Below are 15,252 nucleotides of genomic sequence, written 5' to 3' on the forward strand. Positions count from 1 at the left end.
TGGCTTCGGCGATGATGTGATCATCGCGCCGTCACACCGTCGCACCATGGCGATGACGTGGTCACCACACCTTCGCACCGTCGCACCATGGCGATGACGTGGTCATCACACCTTCGCACCGTCGCACCATGGCGATGACGTGGTCATCACGCCGTCGCGCCGCACGTCACTCCTGCGGCGGCGGCAGATAGTCCATCTTCGCTTCGTCGTAGAGCCGGTAGATCAGCGCCTGCATCGCGCCGATGTCTTCCGATTCGTCGAGCATCCGCATGCTCATGATGATCGGCGACACGAGGTTCGGATCGTCGAGCGCCTTGTAGCTGATGTCGTCGCGCTTCAGCCCGTACACGCTGTGCGGCACGACCGAAATGCCCTCGCCCATCGCAACGAGGCCGAGTGCAATCTGCAGCTCGCGCGTCTCGTAGATGCGCCGCGGTTTCAGCGCGCGATCATGGAACGCGGCCAGCACCTGGTCCGCGTAGCTCGGCCGGGGCGCCTTCGGGAAAATGATCAGCGTGTCGTTGACGAGGTCGTGCAGCGACAGCACCTCCTTCGCGGTCACGAGCGGATGGCCGAGCGGCAGCGCGACGATCATGCGTTCCTCGCGCAGCACGACGCGCCGCACGCTTGGATCCTCATGACGGATGCGGCCGAACCCGACATCGATCCGCCCCTCCTTCAGCGCCTTGATCTGATCCATCGTCGACATCTCGTGCAGGCTCAGCTCGACGGCCGGGTATTCGTCGCGAAAGCGCCGGATGATCTTCGGCAGCATCCCGTACAGCGTCGAGCCGACGAATCCGATCGACATGCTCCGTTCGATCTTGCCGATCCGTTTCGTCATCGATTCCAGCTCGGCCGTCTGCGCGAGCAGCTGCACCGCGTGCGAATAGAAAAATCGCCCCGCATCGGTCAGCTTCAGTGGCCGCGCGTTGCGCTCGAACAGCTGCACGCCGAGCGTGTCCTCGAGCTGCTGGATCTGGCGGCTCAGCGGCGGCTGCGCGATATGCAGCCGCTCCGCCGCGCGCGTGAAGTTGCGCTCCTCGGCGACCGCGACGAAGTAACGAAGGTGCCGCAACTCCATTTCAATACCTCTTGGATATGAAACTGATACTAAATCAGTGTTGGACGACGCTTTTCACGCGCAACTATCCTTCAACTGCCAGCTCGGAACCCCACAACTATACCCTCAGAGCATCAGTGCTCCAATCGGCCCGAACCGGCGCAGGTCAGACGAAACGTGCGAATCCCGCCGGATCGCAGCCCACCAGAGTCAGGAGAAGACAGTGACCCACAGTGACATCGAAGCCCTCGTCAAAGGGTTCATCGTCGGCGCCGCACAACGCGAAGCCGATCCCCGCATCCAGCAGGTCGTCGTGCGCCTGACCGCCGACCTGTTCAAAGCGATCGAGGATCTCGACCTGACGCCGTCCGAGGTCTGGAAAGGCATCGAATACCTGTCGGAAGCGGGCGCGACGCACGAGCTCGGCCTCCTTGCCGCGGGCCTCGGCCTCGAGCGCTTCCTCGACATCCGGATGGACGAAGCCGAAGCGAAGGCCGGCCTGACGGGCGGCACGCCGCGCACGATCGAAGGCCCGCTGTACGTGGCCGGCGCACCGGCCTCGATCGGCTTCGCGCGCCTCGACGACGGCACGGACGAAGCCGACGGCGACGTGCTGTTCATGCAGGGCACCGTGTACGGCGGCAACGGCGCGCCGCTTGCGGGTGCGAAGGTCGAGGTCTGGCACGCGAACCTGCACGGCAATTACTCGTTCTTCGACAAGACGCAAAGCGCGTTCAACCTGCGCCGCACGATCGTCACCGACGCGCACGGCCGTTACCAGTTCCGCAGCATCGTGCCGGTCGGCTACGGCTGCCCGCCCGACGGCACCACGCAGCGCCTGCTCGACAAGCTCGGCCGCCACGGCCGCCGCCCCGCGCACATCCACTTCTTCGTGTCCGCGCCGGGCCATCGCAAGCTGACCACGCAGATCAACATCGACGGCGACGCGTACCTGTGGGACGACTTCGCGTTCGCGAGCCGCGAAGGGCTCGTGCCGGCGATCGAGCGTATCAGCACCGCCGCGGAACTCGAACGCCACAGCGTCGACCGGCCGTTCGCGTCGATCGATTTCGATTTCCGGCTGCACGGCGAGCAAGCGGCGGCACCGGACGTCGAAGTGACGCGCATCCGCGCGGCCGCCTGACCGATTCAACGAAGTGCGCCGCGAACGCGCGCGCCGCCCTACGCGAAGCATGGGACCAGAGCAAGCGCTAAAGCGCCAACTCTGATCGACCGCGAAGCATGGGACCAGAGTAAGCGCTAAGGCGCCAACTCTGACCGACCAAGGAGACACCCGATGATCCCGATCTACCCGGACCGCACACCCGCCGTGCGCTCGCTCGACGACTTCCTCATCGAGGACAAGGCCAGCGGCGACTACCGCCTGCACCGCAGCGCGTTCACCGACGAAGCGCTGTTCGAGCTGGAGATGAAGCACATCTTCGAAGGCAACTGGATCTACCTCGCGCACGAGAGCCAGATTCCGAACGTCAACGATTACTACACGACGTACATGGGCCGCCAGCCCGTGTTCATCGCGCGCAACCGCCAGGGCGAGCTGAATGCGTTCGTCAACGCGTGCACGCACCGCGGCGCGATGCTGTGCCGCCACAAACGCGGCAACAAGGCAACCTACACGTGCCCGTTCCACGGCTGGACCTTCAACAACAGCGGCAAGCTGCTGAAGGTGAAGGACCCGGAAGGCGCCGGCTACCCCGAGTGCTTCAACAAGGAAGGCTCGCACGACCTGAAGAAGGTCGCGCGCTTCGAGAGCTATCGCGGCTTCCTGTTCGGCAGCCTGAATCCCGACGTGCCGCCGCTGAAGGAGCACCTCGGCGAAGCGGCGCGGATCATCGACATGATCGTCGATCAGTCATCCGAAGGACTCGAAGTGCTGCGCGGCGCATCGACGTACACGTACGAAGGAAACTGGAAGCTGACCGCCGAGAACGGCGCGGACGGCTATCACGTGTCGGCCGTGCACTGGAACTACGCGGCGACGACGAACCACCGCAAGGAGCAGAACGCGCGCGAGGACAAGATCCGCGCGATGGACGCCGGCAGCTGGGGCCGCCAGGGCGGCGGCTTCTACGCGTTCGAACGCGGCCACATGCTGCTGTGGACGCGCTGGTCGAACCCGGAGGACCGCCCGAACTTCAGCCGCCGCGACGAATTCGCGGAACGCTGCGGCAGCGCGAACGCGGACTGGATGATCCAGAACTCGCGGAACCTGTGCCTGTATCCGAACGTGTATCTGATGGACCAGTTCGGCTCGCAGATCCGCGTGCTGCGCCCGCTGTCGGTGGACCGCACCGAAGTGACGATCTACTGCATCGCGCCGAAGGGCGAGGATGCCGATGCGCGCGCACGCCGCATCCGCCAGTACGAGGACTTCTTCAACGTGAGCGGCATGGCGACGCCCGACGATCTCGAGGAATTCCGCGCGTGCCAGCAGGGGTATGCGGGGATCTCGGTCGCGTGGAACGACATGTGCCGCGGCTCGACGCACTGGATCGACGGCCCGGACGACGCCGCGCGCACGATCGGCCTGAACCCGGTGATGAGCGGCGTGAAGACGGAAGACGAAGGGCTCTATACGGTGCAGCACCGCTACTGGGCCGACACGATGAAAAAGGCCATCGAAGCCGAACGGAGCCAAGCATGAACACGATTTCGATCGCCGACATCCAGGCGTTCCTGTACCGCGAAAGCCGCCTGCTCGACGACGAGCAGTGGGACGAATGGCTCGCCTGCTACCACCCGGACGCACAGTTCTGGATGCCGTCGTGGGACGACGACGACACGCTCGTCACCGATCCGCAACGCGAGATCTCGCTGATTTTCTATCCGAGCCGGCAAGGCCTCGAGGATCGCGTGTTCCGCATCAAGACCGAGCGTTCGAGCGCGACGATGCCGGACACACGCACGAGCCACAACATCGCGAACGTCGAGCTGGAAAAGCACGAGGACGGCGTGTGCACGGTGCGCTTCAACTGGCACACGCTGAGCTTCCGCTACAAGACCGTGTCGACCTATTTCGGCATGTCGCGCTACGTGATCGATTTCAACGGCGATGCGCCGCAGATCCTGAACAAGTATGTCGTGCTGAAGAACGACTACATCAATCAGGTGATCGACGTCTATCACATCTAGTTTCGACAGGTTCCGTCCAGAGGTTGAGGAGACGATCATGGAACACACCATCGCACTGCAATTCGAAGACGGCGTCACGCGCTTCATCTCATGCCGCGACGGCGAGAAGCTGTCCGACGCCGCCTATCGCCAGCAAATCAACATCCCGCTCGACTGCCGCGACGGCGCATGCGGCACCTGCCGCTGCCATTGCGAGTCGGGCAATTACGAGCTGCCCGAATCGAGCTACATCGAGGACGCGCTGACCGCCGACGAAGCGGCGCAAGGCTATGTGCTCGCGTGCCAGACGCGTCCGCGCAGCGACTGCGTGATCCGCGTGCCGGCATCGTCGACCGCCTGCAAGACGGGCGCCGCGCGCCATGAAGGCACGCTCGCGGCGGTCGACAAGCTGTCGGATTCGACGATTCATTTCTCGATCGACCTCGACACGCCCGACCAGCTCGGCTTCCTCGCCGGCCAGTACGTGAACGTCGAAATCCCCGGTACGGGGTCGACGCGCTCGTATTCGTTTAGCTCGCAACCGGGCACGCCGCGCGTGTCGTTCATCGTGCGCAACGTGCCGGGCGGCAAGATGAGCGGCTATCTCGCGCAGGACGCCGCGCCCGGCCAGCGGATCGCGTTCTCGGGGCCGCACGGCAGCTTCTACCTGCGCGACGCCACACGGCCCGCGCTGTTCCTCGCGGGCGGCACCGGCATCGCGCCGTTCCTGTCGATGCTCGACGTATGCGCGGCGCGCACGAACGGGCATCGCGATGGCGCACCACCGGTGCGGATGGTGTACGGCGTGACGAACGATGCCGATCTCGTCGCGCTCGAGCAACTCGACGACGTCACGCGCCGTCTGCCCGGCTTCGAATATCGGACCTGCGTCGCCGATGCCGGCAGCGCGCATCCGCGCAAGGGCTATGTGACCACGCACGTCGATCCGTCCTGGCTCAACGATGGCGACGTCGACATCTACCTGTGCGGCCCCGTGCCGATGGTCGATGCGGTGCAGGCGTGGCTGCGCGAATGCGGCGTCACACCGGCCAACCTGTATTTCGAAAAATTCTCGTCGAGCAACGCCGCATGAATACGCCCCATCCGAACCGCTTTGCGGACAAGGTCGTCGTCGTCACCGGCGCCGGACAAGGGATCGGCCGCGGCGTCGCGCTGCGCGCAGCGCAGGAAGGCGCGACGCTCGTGCTCGTCGACCGCGCGACGACGGTGCGCGACGTCGCGGCCGACATCGAAAAGGAAGGCGGCCGCGCGATCGCGGTGCTCGCCGACCTGGAAACGGCCGACGGCGCCGCGCAGATGGCGCAGGCCGCGCACGACGCATTCGGCCGGATCGACGTGCTGATCAACAACGTCGGCGGCACGATCTGGGCGAAGCCTTTCGACGCGTACGAAACCCGCCAGATCGAGGCCGAGATCCGCCGCTCGCTGTTTCCGACGCTGTGGTGCTGCCATGCGGTGCTGCCGGGGATGATCGAACGCCGGCGCGGCGCGATCGTCAACGTGTCGTCGATCGCGACGCGCAGCATCCACCGGATTCCGTACGCGGCCGCGAAAGGCGGCGTCAATGCACTGACCGCGAGCCTCGCGTTCGAGCAGGCGCATAACGGTATCCGCGTGAATGCAGTCGCGACGGGCGGCACCGAGGCGCCGCCGCGCATCGTGCCGCGCAACAGCGAGCCTCAGAGCGAGCAGGAAACGCAGTGGTATCAGGCGATCGTCGACCAGACGGTCGCATCGAGCCCGATGCATCGCTATGGCACGATCGACGAGCAGGTCGGCGCGATCCTGTTCCTCGCGTCGGACGAGGCGTCGTATGTCACGGGGTCGGTGCTGCCGGTCGGCGGCGGGGATCAGGGCTGACGAGCGAACACGTTCGCACACGAAAGCTCGGAAGTCCGACGCTCCGAAAGCCCGAAAGCCCGAAAGCCCGAAAGCCCGAAAGCAGACAAAGGATCGCATCGCCCAAAGCGAACGGGAAGCCATGAGGCTTCCCGTTTCGTCGTTCCCGCGCCGTCGGGCACTGCCGCCGGCAACGACGCCGGCGGCCCGCTCCGGCGGCGCCGTTTACACCTCGGTCGCGAACAGCGCGTCGCGCTGGTCGGCGCTCAGCGTGTCGAGCGGCACGGTCGACTGGTGATAGCAGATCATCGCGCCGTAGAGTTCGGCGAGACAGTCGCTGCCGGCATCGAGCGCGTAGCCGTCCTCGCCGTTCGGGGCCGGCGGGTACACTTCGCGCCACGCGTTGATCGCGGCTTCGATTCGCACGATGGAGACGGGCTCGGCCGTCCGCTCGGCTGGTGATGCGCTCATGAATTCCTCTCGGTTGCGCGCCCCGCGCGCCGTGCCGGTCCCGACGGGGCGATTGAAACACCGGGCGCCGGCTGTCCGATGCGCCGCGCGCATCGGTGGCCGGTCCGGCCGGTGCCGGCGCCGGCGGCGCCGACCGGCGCGCAGCCCGGATGGGTCGGGCAATATAACCGGCTTTGACCCCGTGCCGAAAGGGTCACGCGAAAAAAAACGGGAAGCGCGACGCTTCCCGTTTCTTCGTTCGTGTGCGGCGCCATCGCGCCGCGTGCCCCGAGCACGTTATGCGACGGTTTCCGGCGTCGACACCGGCTGCGGCTGCCTGCCCCGCTGCCCGTCCCGGCTCGCGGCCAGCCACGGCGCGATCTCCATGTCCTCGTAGCGGACGAAGCGGCACTGCTTCACGAGCCGGTAGCCGGCCCACACCGCGAGGAACAGCGGAATGCCGACGTAGGTCGCGAGCACGCCGATCCAGTCGATCTTGTTCACGAGGAACGCCTGGTAGTCCTGGCCGAGCGCGATCACGACACACAGCACGAACGCGAACAGCGGGCCGAACGGGAACCACTTGGACTGGTACGGAAGCTGGTCCAGCGAATAGCCCTGCGCGACGTAGCCCTTGCGGAAGCGGTAATGGCTGACCGCAATGCCGAGCCACGCGATGAAGCCCGTCATCCCCGACGTGTTCAGCAGCCAAAGGTAAACCGTCTTGTCGCCGTACAGCGACGTCAGGAAACACAGCGCGCCGACCGCGGTGGTCGCATACAGCGCATTGCGCGGCACGCCGCCCGGCGACAGCTTCGCGAACAGCTTCGGCGCGCGGCCTTCGGTCGCGAGGTTGTACAGCATCCGAGTCGACGCATACATGCCCGAGTTACCGGCCGACAGCACGGCGGTCAGGATCACCGCATTCATCACGCCGGCCGCGAACGCGAGGCCCGCGTGGCGGAACACGAGCGTGAACGGGCTCACGCCGATGTCGGTCACGTCGCTCTTCAGCAGGTTCGGGTCGGTATAAGGAATCAGCACGCCGATCACGAAGATCGCCAGCACGTAGAACAGCAGGATCCGCCAGAACACCTGGCGCACCGCGCGCGGGATCGTCGTGCGCGGGTTTTCCGATTCGCCGGCCGCGACGCCGATCAGCTCGGTGCCCTGGAACGAGAAGCCCGCGATCATCGCGACGCCCATCATCGCCGGCAAGCCGCCCGCGAACGGCGCGTCGCCGATCGTCAGGTTGCTCCACCCGTTGTGCGGCGCGCCCTTCAGAATGCCGAAGATCATCAGCAGGCCGACGCCGATGAACGCGACCACGGTGACGACCTTGATCAGCGCGAACCAGTATTCGGCTTCGCCGAACCCGCGCACGGTGAGCGCGTTGAGCAGGAACATCACGGCGAGGAACGCCGCGCTCCACCAGACGCCCGGCACGTCCGGGAGCCAGTAGTGCATCACGAGCTGCGCGGCCACCAGCTCGACCGCGATCGTCACCGCCCAGTTGTACCAGTAGTTCCAGCCGAGCGCGAAGCCGAAGCCCTCGTCCACGTATTTCGCGCCGTAGGTCGCGAACGAACCGGACACGGGCATGAACGCGGCCATCTCGCCGAGGCTCGTCATCAGGAAGTAGACCATCAGGCCGATCAGCATGTAGGCGACCATCGCGCCGCCGGGGCCGGCCTGCGAGATCGACGCGCCGGACGCGACGAACAGGCCGGTGCCGATCGAACCGCCGATCGCGATCATCGTCAGGTGGCGCGCCTTCAGTGCGCGGTGGAGCTTGGGTGGGTTGGCGGACGAACCTGGCCGGTCGGAATTGGGAAGTGCGGACATAAAACGAGACGAACGTTGAGCAGGCAGGCGGCATAGGGAGCCGGCGGCCGCGCGAAATCGGGGCGCGATGCAAGCCCCGACCTGCATTCGAGGCGGCTCCGGGCACGTCGCGCACCGGGCGCCTGCGGCGAAGCGCGGATTCTACCTGATTCGACCGGACGACAGGGCGCGCCAAGCCGTCCGGCGCGGCGCGCAGCCCGCGGAGAATCAATGGGTTGGAGATGGGCCGGTCGCGGCACGCGCGGCGGCGGCTGGCGAGCCTGCCGCGGCGCGCACATTAAAGTGCGGCTTTCAAAGTGCGGCAGTCACCGGACGCCCTGCCGGGAACCGCCGAAAGTGCCCCAAAGTTGATTAATGTGCAAAATCGAACAAACTCCCGTCATAAATCAGACAAAATGAAACGAACCATAAGATTGATTCAAATCAAATCATGTTCGCCCGGCATGTAACAATGCGTAACAAACCAAATCCGGTCTAAATCCGCAACGGCTTTACCAAAACAGTCAGACAGTTAGAATTCGCGAGATAATACGTATTATCTTGAAATAATTACCACGCGGAACCGTCAACAGGCACGTATTTCCGCCACTCTCCACCCATCAGGATGAAGCAATTCCCGCTGCTGGATGCATTGCGCCGCCCTGTTTCGTCGACGGTCGTGCGGATTCTGTCGCCGAGCGGCGTCATCGTCACGGGCTTTCTGCTGGTGCTGTTCAGCTGGAGTATGTGCGTGTCGGTGTTAATCGAAGCCCGCCGCGACGCTTACAGCCACGCCGTCGAAAATGCCCGGAACCTGATGCTGCTGATCGAGCGCGACATCACGCGGACTATCGAGCTGTACGATTTGTCGCTGCAAAACGTCGTCGATGGCGTCACCGATCCGGCCATCATGGGCCTGCCGCCGCGCCTGCAGCACCGGATGCTGTTCGACCGCGCGGCGAGCGGTACGTATCTCGGCTCGATATTCGTGATGGACGCCCAGGGCAATATCGTGGTCGATTCCGGCGCCGAGCCTGCGCGGCACGGCAATTTCGCCGACCGTGACTATTTCGTCGCCCAGCGCGACGGCCGCGCGCACGGCCTGTTCATCAGCCGGCCCTATGCGTCCCGGCTGCGCAACGGCGCGCTGACGATCGCGCTCAGCCGCCGGATCAACCGGCCGGACGGTTCGTTTGGCGGCATCGTCGTCGGCACGCTGAGCATCGACTACTTCCGCGCGCTGCTCGACGGCATCGCGGTCGGCAAGCACGGCACCGCGTCGATCGTCGAAAACAACGGCGCGCTCGTGTGCCGCCAGCCGTTCGACCCGGCCATCGTCGGCCTCGACCTGCACAACGCGCCGCTGTTCATCCAGGCGATGGCGCAACGCGAAGGCGTGCTGGCCGGCGCGGCGTCGATCGACGGCGTGCGCCGCATCTTCGTCTACCGGCACCTTACCGGCGTGCCGCTGATCGTCAACGTCGCGCCCGCCGAAAGCGACGTCTTCGCGTCGTGGCGCGACCGCGCGATCTGGGTGGTCGTGCTGGTCGGCGTGTTCAGCGTGTTCATCGTCGGCGGCTCGCTGCTGCTGTCGCGCGAACTGAGGCGCCGGCAGATCGCCGAGTCGAAGCTGTACCGTCTCGCGCACACCGATGCGCTGACGGGCCTCGACAACCGCGGCACGTTCGACGCGGTGCTCGCGAAGGAGGCCCGGCGCGCGAGCCGCAGCGGCCGGCCGCTGGCGGTGCTGTTCGTCGACGTCGATCACTTCAAGGCCTTCAACGACTACTACGGCCACCAGGCGGGCGACGACGTGCTGCGCGAAGTCGCGCAATGCGCGTCGCGCTGCCTGCGCCGCCAGGGCGACCACGTCGCGCGCTACGGCGGCGAGGAATTCGTCGTCACACTGCCCGACACCGGCGCGCGCGGCGCGGCGATCGTGGCCGAGGCGATCCGGCGGGCGATCGCCGGGCTCGGCGTCGAGCACGTGAAGAGCCCGTACGGGTGCGTAACGGCCAGCATCGGCGTCGCGACCACTGCGGACGACCGCACGATAAGCGCCGAAATGCTGCTTAAGCTCGCCGACACGGCGCTCTACCGCGCGAAATCCGGCGGGCGCAACCGCGTGTGCGAGGCCGGGCAGTGCCGCGAGGAAGCTTGAGCGTGCAACGGGATAACGGTCGGGCTCCTTCCCGGATCTCCCGGATCTCCCGTATCTCCCGTATCTCCCGTATCTCCCGTATCTCCCGTATCTCCCGTATCTCCCGTATCTCCCGCATCGTCAGCATCTTCAGCATCTTCAGCATCTTCAGCATCTTCAGCACATCCCCGCCCCCTGCCGGGCGCTGAATGCCGCCGCGCTACCGTGGACAGCCCGAGCACGTTCGGCTAGCGTTACGTCTGATCGCAGCCGCGATGCGCCGCCGGCCGAATTGCCGCCGGCGCGTTTCCCCGTCACCCGCTTTCCGTCATGACCGCCTCGCTCCACACCCGGCTGCCGACCGTCGTCCGTAGCGCGCTGCGCCCGCTGCTCGACCCTTATCGCCGCTACCGTCACGCGAAACTGATCCACGCCGCGCGCGTCTCGCTCGCGATCCTCGTTTCGATCGGCCTGTCGACCGGCCTGCGGATGCCGCATGGCGAATGGTCGACGATCACCGTGCTGATCGTCGTCGGCGGCCTCCAGCATCACGGCAACATCCGCAAGAAGGCGGCCGAGCGCGCGCTCGGCACGTCGATCGGCGCGCTCGCCGGGCTGCTGCTGATCCTGCTGCACTCGGCCGTGCACGCGCCGCTCGCGATCTACGTCGTGATGGCGGTCGCATGCGGCGTCTGCGCGTATCACGCGATCGGCAAGGCCGGCTATATCGCGCTGCTGTCGGCGATCACGATGGTGATCGTCGCCGGACACGGCGACAACGAGATCGTCGACGGCCTGTGGCGCGCGGTGAACGTGCTGACCGGCATCGCGATCGCGCTGGCGTTCTCGTTCGCGCTGCCGCTCTACGCAACCTATTCGTGGCGCTACAAGCTCGCCGATGCGCTGCGCGCGTGCGCCGGCGTGCACGCGCGAATCGCGGGCGACCGGCACGTCAGCGACGAGACGCACCTGAAGGACATGGCCACGCTGAGCGCGCTGCTCGTGCAATTGCGTTCGCTGATGCCGTCCGTATCGAAGGAACGCGAAATTTCGATGGCGCAGCTCGAGGCGATCCAGCGCAGTCTGCGCCTGTGCATCAGCTACCTCGAGATTCTCGCGAGCGTGCTGCCGGCGCGCGACGATACGGCTGCCCGCGAATACCTGCGTGTCGCGATGAAGGCGACGAACCGGAACATCCGCGACACGCTCGTCGGCGCGAGCCGCGCGCTCAAGTTCGGCACGCCGAGCCGGCTTGGCGCGGCGCGGCGCCGGCAGGCGCCGCCGCAGGACGCGCCGCCGCCGCAATTGTCGGGCTATGTGTCGATTTCAGCGAAGCTGGCCGGCGAGGTGGATCAACTGCGCGAGCGGCTGCTCGATACCGCGCGGTCGTGGAATATCTGAGTGCCGGCGTGGCGGGCGTGGGGATGCACCTGATTGGTGCGGACGATATCGGCGCCATCCCGCGCCGCGTAAGCGGCGTAAGCCGCGTAAGCGGCGTATGCGGCGTATGCGGCGTATGCGGCGTATGCGGCGTATGCGGCACAAACAGCATAAGCGGCGCCCGTCCGGGCCTGCGCGGGCCGTACTCCCGCCCCGCCGGTGCCCGGCAGCCAGCCGCGCGCCCGCCGTTCCGTCCCTTGAAGACCGGCCGCCGCGACGCGTCGCGAGCAGGCCGCAAGCCGGCCCGAGCGGCCCGGCTGACGGCCGCGCGCCCGAAATCAACCCTTGCCCCAAGGCCCCGGACAGCCGATACTCGCATATTCCGCGAAATACAACCCCTCCCGGACTTCAATCCACGGTAATTCCTATGAGCACGATTCTCGAAAGCCTCCCGACCGGCCAGAAGGTTGGTATCGCCTTCTCCGGCGGCCTGGACACCAGCGCCGCGCTGCACTGGATGAAACTCAAGGGCGCCGTCCCGTACGCATACACGGCGAACCTCGGCCAGCCCGACGAAGACGACTACGATGCGATTCCGAAGCGCGCAATGGAATACGGCGCGGCGGGCGCGCGCCTGATCGACTGTCGTGCTCAACTGGTGGCCGAGGGCATCGCGGCACTGCAGAGCGGCGCGTTCCACATCACGACGGCCGGCGTCACGTACTTCAACACCACGCCGATCGGCCGCGCCGTGACGGGCACGATGCTCGTCGCCGCGATGAAGGAAGACGGCGTCAACATCTGGGGCGACGGCAGCACGTACAAGGGCAACGACATCGAGCGCTTCTACCGCTACGGCCTGCTCGTGAACCCGGACCTGAAGATCTACAAGCCGTGGCTCGACCAGACGTTCATCGACGAGCTCGGCGGCCGCGCTGAAATGTCCGAATTCATGCGCCAGGCGGGCTTCGCGTACAAGATGTCGGCCGAGAAGGCGTATTCGACCGACTCGAACCTGCTCGGCGCGACGCACGAGGCGAAGGATCTGGAAAGCCTCGAGAGCGGCATCAAGATCGTGAACCCGATCATGGGCGTCGCGTTCTGGCGCGACGACGTGAAGATCGCCGCGGAAGAAGTGACGGTACGCTTCGAAGCCGGCCAGCCGGTCGCACTGAACGGCGTCGAGTTCAAGGACCAGGTCGAGCTGCTGCTCGAGGCGAACCGTATCGGCGGCCGCCACGGCCTCGGCATGAGCGACCAGATCGAGAACCGGATCATCGAGGCGAAGAGCCGCGGCATCTACGAAGCCCCGGGGCTCGCGCTGCTGTACATCGCTTACGAGCGTCTCGTCACGGGCATCCATAACGAAGACACGATCGAGCAGTACCGCGAGAACGGCCGCCGTCTCGGCCGCCTGCTGTACCAGGGCCGCTGGTTCGATCCGCAGGCGATCATGCTGCGCGAAACGGCACAGCGCTGGGTCGCGCGCGCGATCACCGGCGAAGTGAAGCTCGAACTGCGCCGCGGCAACGACTACTCGATCCTGAGCACGAAGTCGCCGAACCTCACGTATCAGCCGGAGCGTCTGTCGATGGAGAAGGTCGCGTCGACGTTCTCGCCGCGCGACCGGATCGGCCAGCTCACGATGCGCAACCTCGACATCACCGATACGCGCGACAAGCTGCGCGTGTACACGCAGGTCGGGCTGCTGACGCCGGGCGAATCGTCGGCGCTGCCGCAAATCAAGGACGACAGCGACAAGTAACGCGTTGTCGTTTGCAGCCGGGCGGCGCAGGTGATGCGTCGTCCGGCCGCGAGCAGGCAGGCAGCGTACGTGTTCGACGCGTGTGCTGCCTGCCGGTCTCCTCTTCCTCCCGCCGCTCGTTCCTTCCGTGGCCACGCATGCATGCGTTGCCGCATCTGCTCCACACCATCCTCGCGTTCCATCGTCACGCATCGTCGCGCGCTTGCTGCGGTCGATCCGCGTTGCGCGATGCTCGAATCGCGCTGCAGCGCCGGCGCAATCATGGCAAGCTGCGTGTCGTCCGCGACTTGCCTCATGCCCATGACACCCCTGACCGTCATCCACCTGAACGGCCCGATCTCCACTCATGACTGATCCACGCTACCACTACTACGAACCGTCGCAAGGCCACGGCTTGCCGCACGACCCGTTGAATTCGATCGTCGGTCCGAGGCCCATCGGCTGGATCTCCACGCGCGGCAGCAACGGCTCGCTCAATCTCGCGCCGTACAGCTTTTTCAACGCGTTCAACTACCATCCGCCGATCATCGGCTTCTCGAGCACCGGCGCGAAGGACAGCCTGCGCAACGTCCAGGAAACGGGTGAATTCGTGTGGAACCTCGCCACACGCGATCTCGCCGAGAAAATGAACGCGACGTGCGCGATGGTGCCTTACGAAGTCGATGAATTCGAATTGGCGGGCCTGACACCTGCGCCGTCACGACAAGTCGCCGTGCCGCGCGTGGCCGAAAGCGCCGTCAACTTCGAATGCAAGCTCACCGATGTCGTCCAGCTTCGCGATCACAAAGGTGCACCCGTCACCACCTGGCTCGTGTTGGGAGAAGTCGTCGCCGTGCACATTCGCAAGGACCTGCTCAAGGACGGCATCTTCGATACCTTCGGCGCAGGCGTCATCCTTCGTGCAGGCGGCCCGTCGGCTTATGCGCTCGTCACGCCCGAGAACCGGTTCGACATGCACCGGCCGTCCTGAATGGTTCCCCTCGCCACGCGATGACGGGGGCCGAAGCATGAGCCCGTCGCTTCATTGACGCGCGCGTGTGGTGTTCGCGCCCCTTCTTTTGCGCTTCGAGCGCTCCGTTCAGGCCGGCGCCGGCGAATCGAAATCGATATCTGACAGGTTCTGCGTCAGGAAATCGATGCGTGCCCGAGTCGTTGTCGACCGAAGGCGCGACAACGGGGGCTGCCGCGAACCAGCGGATGGGCGATGCATTCTCGATCGGCACTATTTACCGTTTGCGAGCCAATGCGTCGAGATGCCGTCACGATAGGCCTCTGATCGCCGGATTAACGCGCGCGCGGATACTTAAACTCGTACGCAGTGCAGATACGGAAGGTTTCGTGGATGCATGCAGAAACGCCTGCTCGTCCCAACGAGCGAGAAACTCGCGAATGGTCGCAGGCGTTTCCGGGTTCATAACGAAATACCGGGGCACGCGGCAAGGATGACCGCGTTGGGTCATGAGGCATCATCGGCGTAACGCGTGAAGAGGCATTCGGACACCCTGTCTACCTATACATCCATATTATTACGGATGACTAATCGTGAAAACGAAGACCCTCGTCGCGGGCCTCGCGGCTGCGATCGCCGTCAACCTGTTCGGCAGCGCCGCCAATGCAACCTGCATCACCGATCCTCCG

12 protein-coding genes are annotated in these 15,252 nt (G+C 65.6%); 9 read left to right on the forward strand and 3 right to left on the reverse strand.

The window, feature by feature from the left end:
* Positions 1-166: 166 nt before the first annotated feature.
* On the reverse strand, positions 167-1,084 hold the full coding sequence (locus tag ACV22Z_RS23830) for a LysR family transcriptional regulator (RefSeq protein WP_448078720.1): 918 nt from the start codon (positions 1,082-1,084) through the stop codon (positions 167-169).
* A gap of 202 nt (positions 1,085-1,286) precedes the next feature.
* On the opposite strand from ACV22Z_RS23830, the gene catA reads away from it, so the two are divergent.
* The 5 genes from catA (at position 1,287) to ACV22Z_RS23855 (ending at position 6,076) form a co-directional block, all read left to right on the forward strand.
* Positions 1,287-2,207 (forward strand): catechol 1,2-dioxygenase, encoded by a 921-nt coding sequence (gene catA / locus ACV22Z_RS23835; protein ID WP_448078721.1) that lies wholly within the window; start codon positions 1,287-1,289, stop codon positions 2,205-2,207.
* 153 nt (positions 2,208-2,360) lie between these two features.
* Complete coding sequence (gene benA, locus ACV22Z_RS23840; protein WP_448078722.1) at positions 2,361-3,728, forward strand: benzoate 1,2-dioxygenase large subunit; 1,368 nt, start codon at positions 2,361-2,363, stop codon at positions 3,726-3,728.
* Positions 3,725-4,216 carry a benzoate 1,2-dioxygenase small subunit gene (benB, locus tag ACV22Z_RS23845; protein ID WP_448078723.1) on the forward strand — a complete coding sequence of 164 codons (492 nt, stop codon included), beginning with the start codon at positions 3,725-3,727 and terminating at the stop codon, positions 4,214-4,216. The genes benA and benB overlap by 4 nt, the downstream gene beginning before the upstream one ends.
* A gap of 37 nt (positions 4,217-4,253) precedes the next feature.
* On the forward strand, positions 4,254-5,288 hold the full coding sequence (benC, locus tag ACV22Z_RS23850; protein ID WP_448078724.1) for a benzoate 1,2-dioxygenase electron transfer component BenC: 1,035 nt from the start codon (positions 4,254-4,256) through the stop codon (positions 5,286-5,288).
* Positions 5,285-6,076 (forward strand): 1,6-dihydroxycyclohexa-2,4-diene-1-carboxylate dehydrogenase, encoded by a 792-nt coding sequence (locus ACV22Z_RS23855; RefSeq protein ID WP_448078725.1) that lies wholly within the window; start codon positions 5,285-5,287, stop codon positions 6,074-6,076. The genes benC and ACV22Z_RS23855 overlap by 4 nt, the downstream gene beginning before the upstream one ends.
* Positions 6,077-6,280: 204 nt before the next feature.
* Here ACV22Z_RS23855 and ACV22Z_RS23860 read toward each other — a convergent pair whose 3' ends face one another.
* Both ACV22Z_RS23860 and ACV22Z_RS23865 read right to left on the reverse strand, forming a co-directional pair.
* Positions 6,281-6,526, reverse strand: a complete 246-nt coding sequence (locus ACV22Z_RS23860) for a DUF3717 domain-containing protein (RefSeq protein WP_448078726.1) — start codon at positions 6,524-6,526, stop codon at positions 6,281-6,283.
* Between the two features lie 276 nt (positions 6,527-6,802).
* Positions 6,803-8,350, reverse strand: coding sequence for an amino acid permease (locus ACV22Z_RS23865; RefSeq protein ID WP_448078727.1), 1,548 nt, complete (start codon positions 8,348-8,350; stop codon positions 6,803-6,805).
* Positions 8,351-8,954: 604 nt separating this feature from the next.
* Here ACV22Z_RS23865 and ACV22Z_RS23870 point away from each other — a divergent pair.
* From ACV22Z_RS23870 to ACV22Z_RS23885, 4 genes are all read left to right on the forward strand, one after another.
* A complete protein-coding gene (locus ACV22Z_RS23870) occupies positions 8,955-10,490 on the forward strand; it encodes a sensor domain-containing diguanylate cyclase (protein ID WP_448078728.1) in 1,536 nt (511 codons plus the stop codon).
* Between the two features lie 309 nt (positions 10,491-10,799).
* Positions 10,800-11,870, forward strand: coding sequence for an FUSC family protein (locus ACV22Z_RS23875; RefSeq protein ID WP_448078729.1), 1,071 nt, complete (start codon positions 10,800-10,802; stop codon positions 11,868-11,870).
* Positions 11,871-12,276: 406 nt separating this feature from the next.
* Positions 12,277-13,614 (forward strand): argininosuccinate synthase, encoded by a 1,338-nt coding sequence (gene argG / locus ACV22Z_RS23880; RefSeq protein ID WP_448078730.1) that lies wholly within the window; start codon positions 12,277-12,279, stop codon positions 13,612-13,614.
* A 346-nt stretch (positions 13,615-13,960) separates the two neighbouring features.
* The gene (locus ACV22Z_RS23885; RefSeq protein WP_448078731.1) at positions 13,961-14,584 is read left to right on the forward strand and encodes a flavin reductase family protein; all 624 of its coding nucleotides are present in this window, start codon (positions 13,961-13,963) and stop codon (positions 14,582-14,584) included.
* Positions 14,585-15,252: the final 668 nt, after the last annotated feature.

Source organism: Burkholderia sp. PU8-34 (assembly GCF_053427725.1).

What these genes read in the sequence shown, in the direction of transcription:
- ACV22Z_RS23860 (WP_448078726.1), bottom strand. Translation starts at nt 6,526, where the DNA reads ATGAGCGCATCACCAGCCGAGCGGACGGCCGAGCCCGTCTCCATCGTG.
- benB (WP_448078723.1), top strand. Translation starts at nt 3,725, where the DNA reads ATGAACACGATTTCGATCGCCGACATCCAGGCGTTCCTGTACCGCGAA.
- benA (WP_448078722.1), top strand. Translation starts at nt 2,361, where the DNA reads ATGATCCCGATCTACCCGGACCGCACACCCGCCGTGCGCTCGCTCGAC.
- benC (WP_448078724.1), top strand. Translation starts at nt 4,254, where the DNA reads ATGGAACACACCATCGCACTGCAATTCGAAGACGGCGTCACGCGCTTC.
- argG (WP_448078730.1), top strand. Translation starts at nt 12,277, where the DNA reads ATGAGCACGATTCTCGAAAGCCTCCCGACCGGCCAGAAGGTTGGTATC.
- ACV22Z_RS23870 (WP_448078728.1), top strand. Translation starts at nt 8,955, where the DNA reads ATGAAGCAATTCCCGCTGCTGGATGCATTGCGCCGCCCTGTTTCGTCG.
- ACV22Z_RS23855 (WP_448078725.1), top strand. Translation starts at nt 5,285, where the DNA reads ATGAATACGCCCCATCCGAACCGCTTTGCGGACAAGGTCGTCGTCGTC.
- ACV22Z_RS23885 (WP_448078731.1), top strand. Translation starts at nt 13,961, where the DNA reads ATGACTGATCCACGCTACCACTACTACGAACCGTCGCAAGGCCACGGC.
- ACV22Z_RS23875 (WP_448078729.1), top strand. Translation starts at nt 10,800, where the DNA reads ATGACCGCCTCGCTCCACACCCGGCTGCCGACCGTCGTCCGTAGCGCG.
- ACV22Z_RS23865 (WP_448078727.1), bottom strand. Translation starts at nt 8,350, where the DNA reads ATGTCCGCACTTCCCAATTCCGACCGGCCAGGTTCGTCCGCCAACCCA.
- ACV22Z_RS23830 (WP_448078720.1), bottom strand. Translation starts at nt 1,084, where the DNA reads ATGGAGTTGCGGCACCTTCGTTACTTCGTCGCGGTCGCCGAGGAGCGC.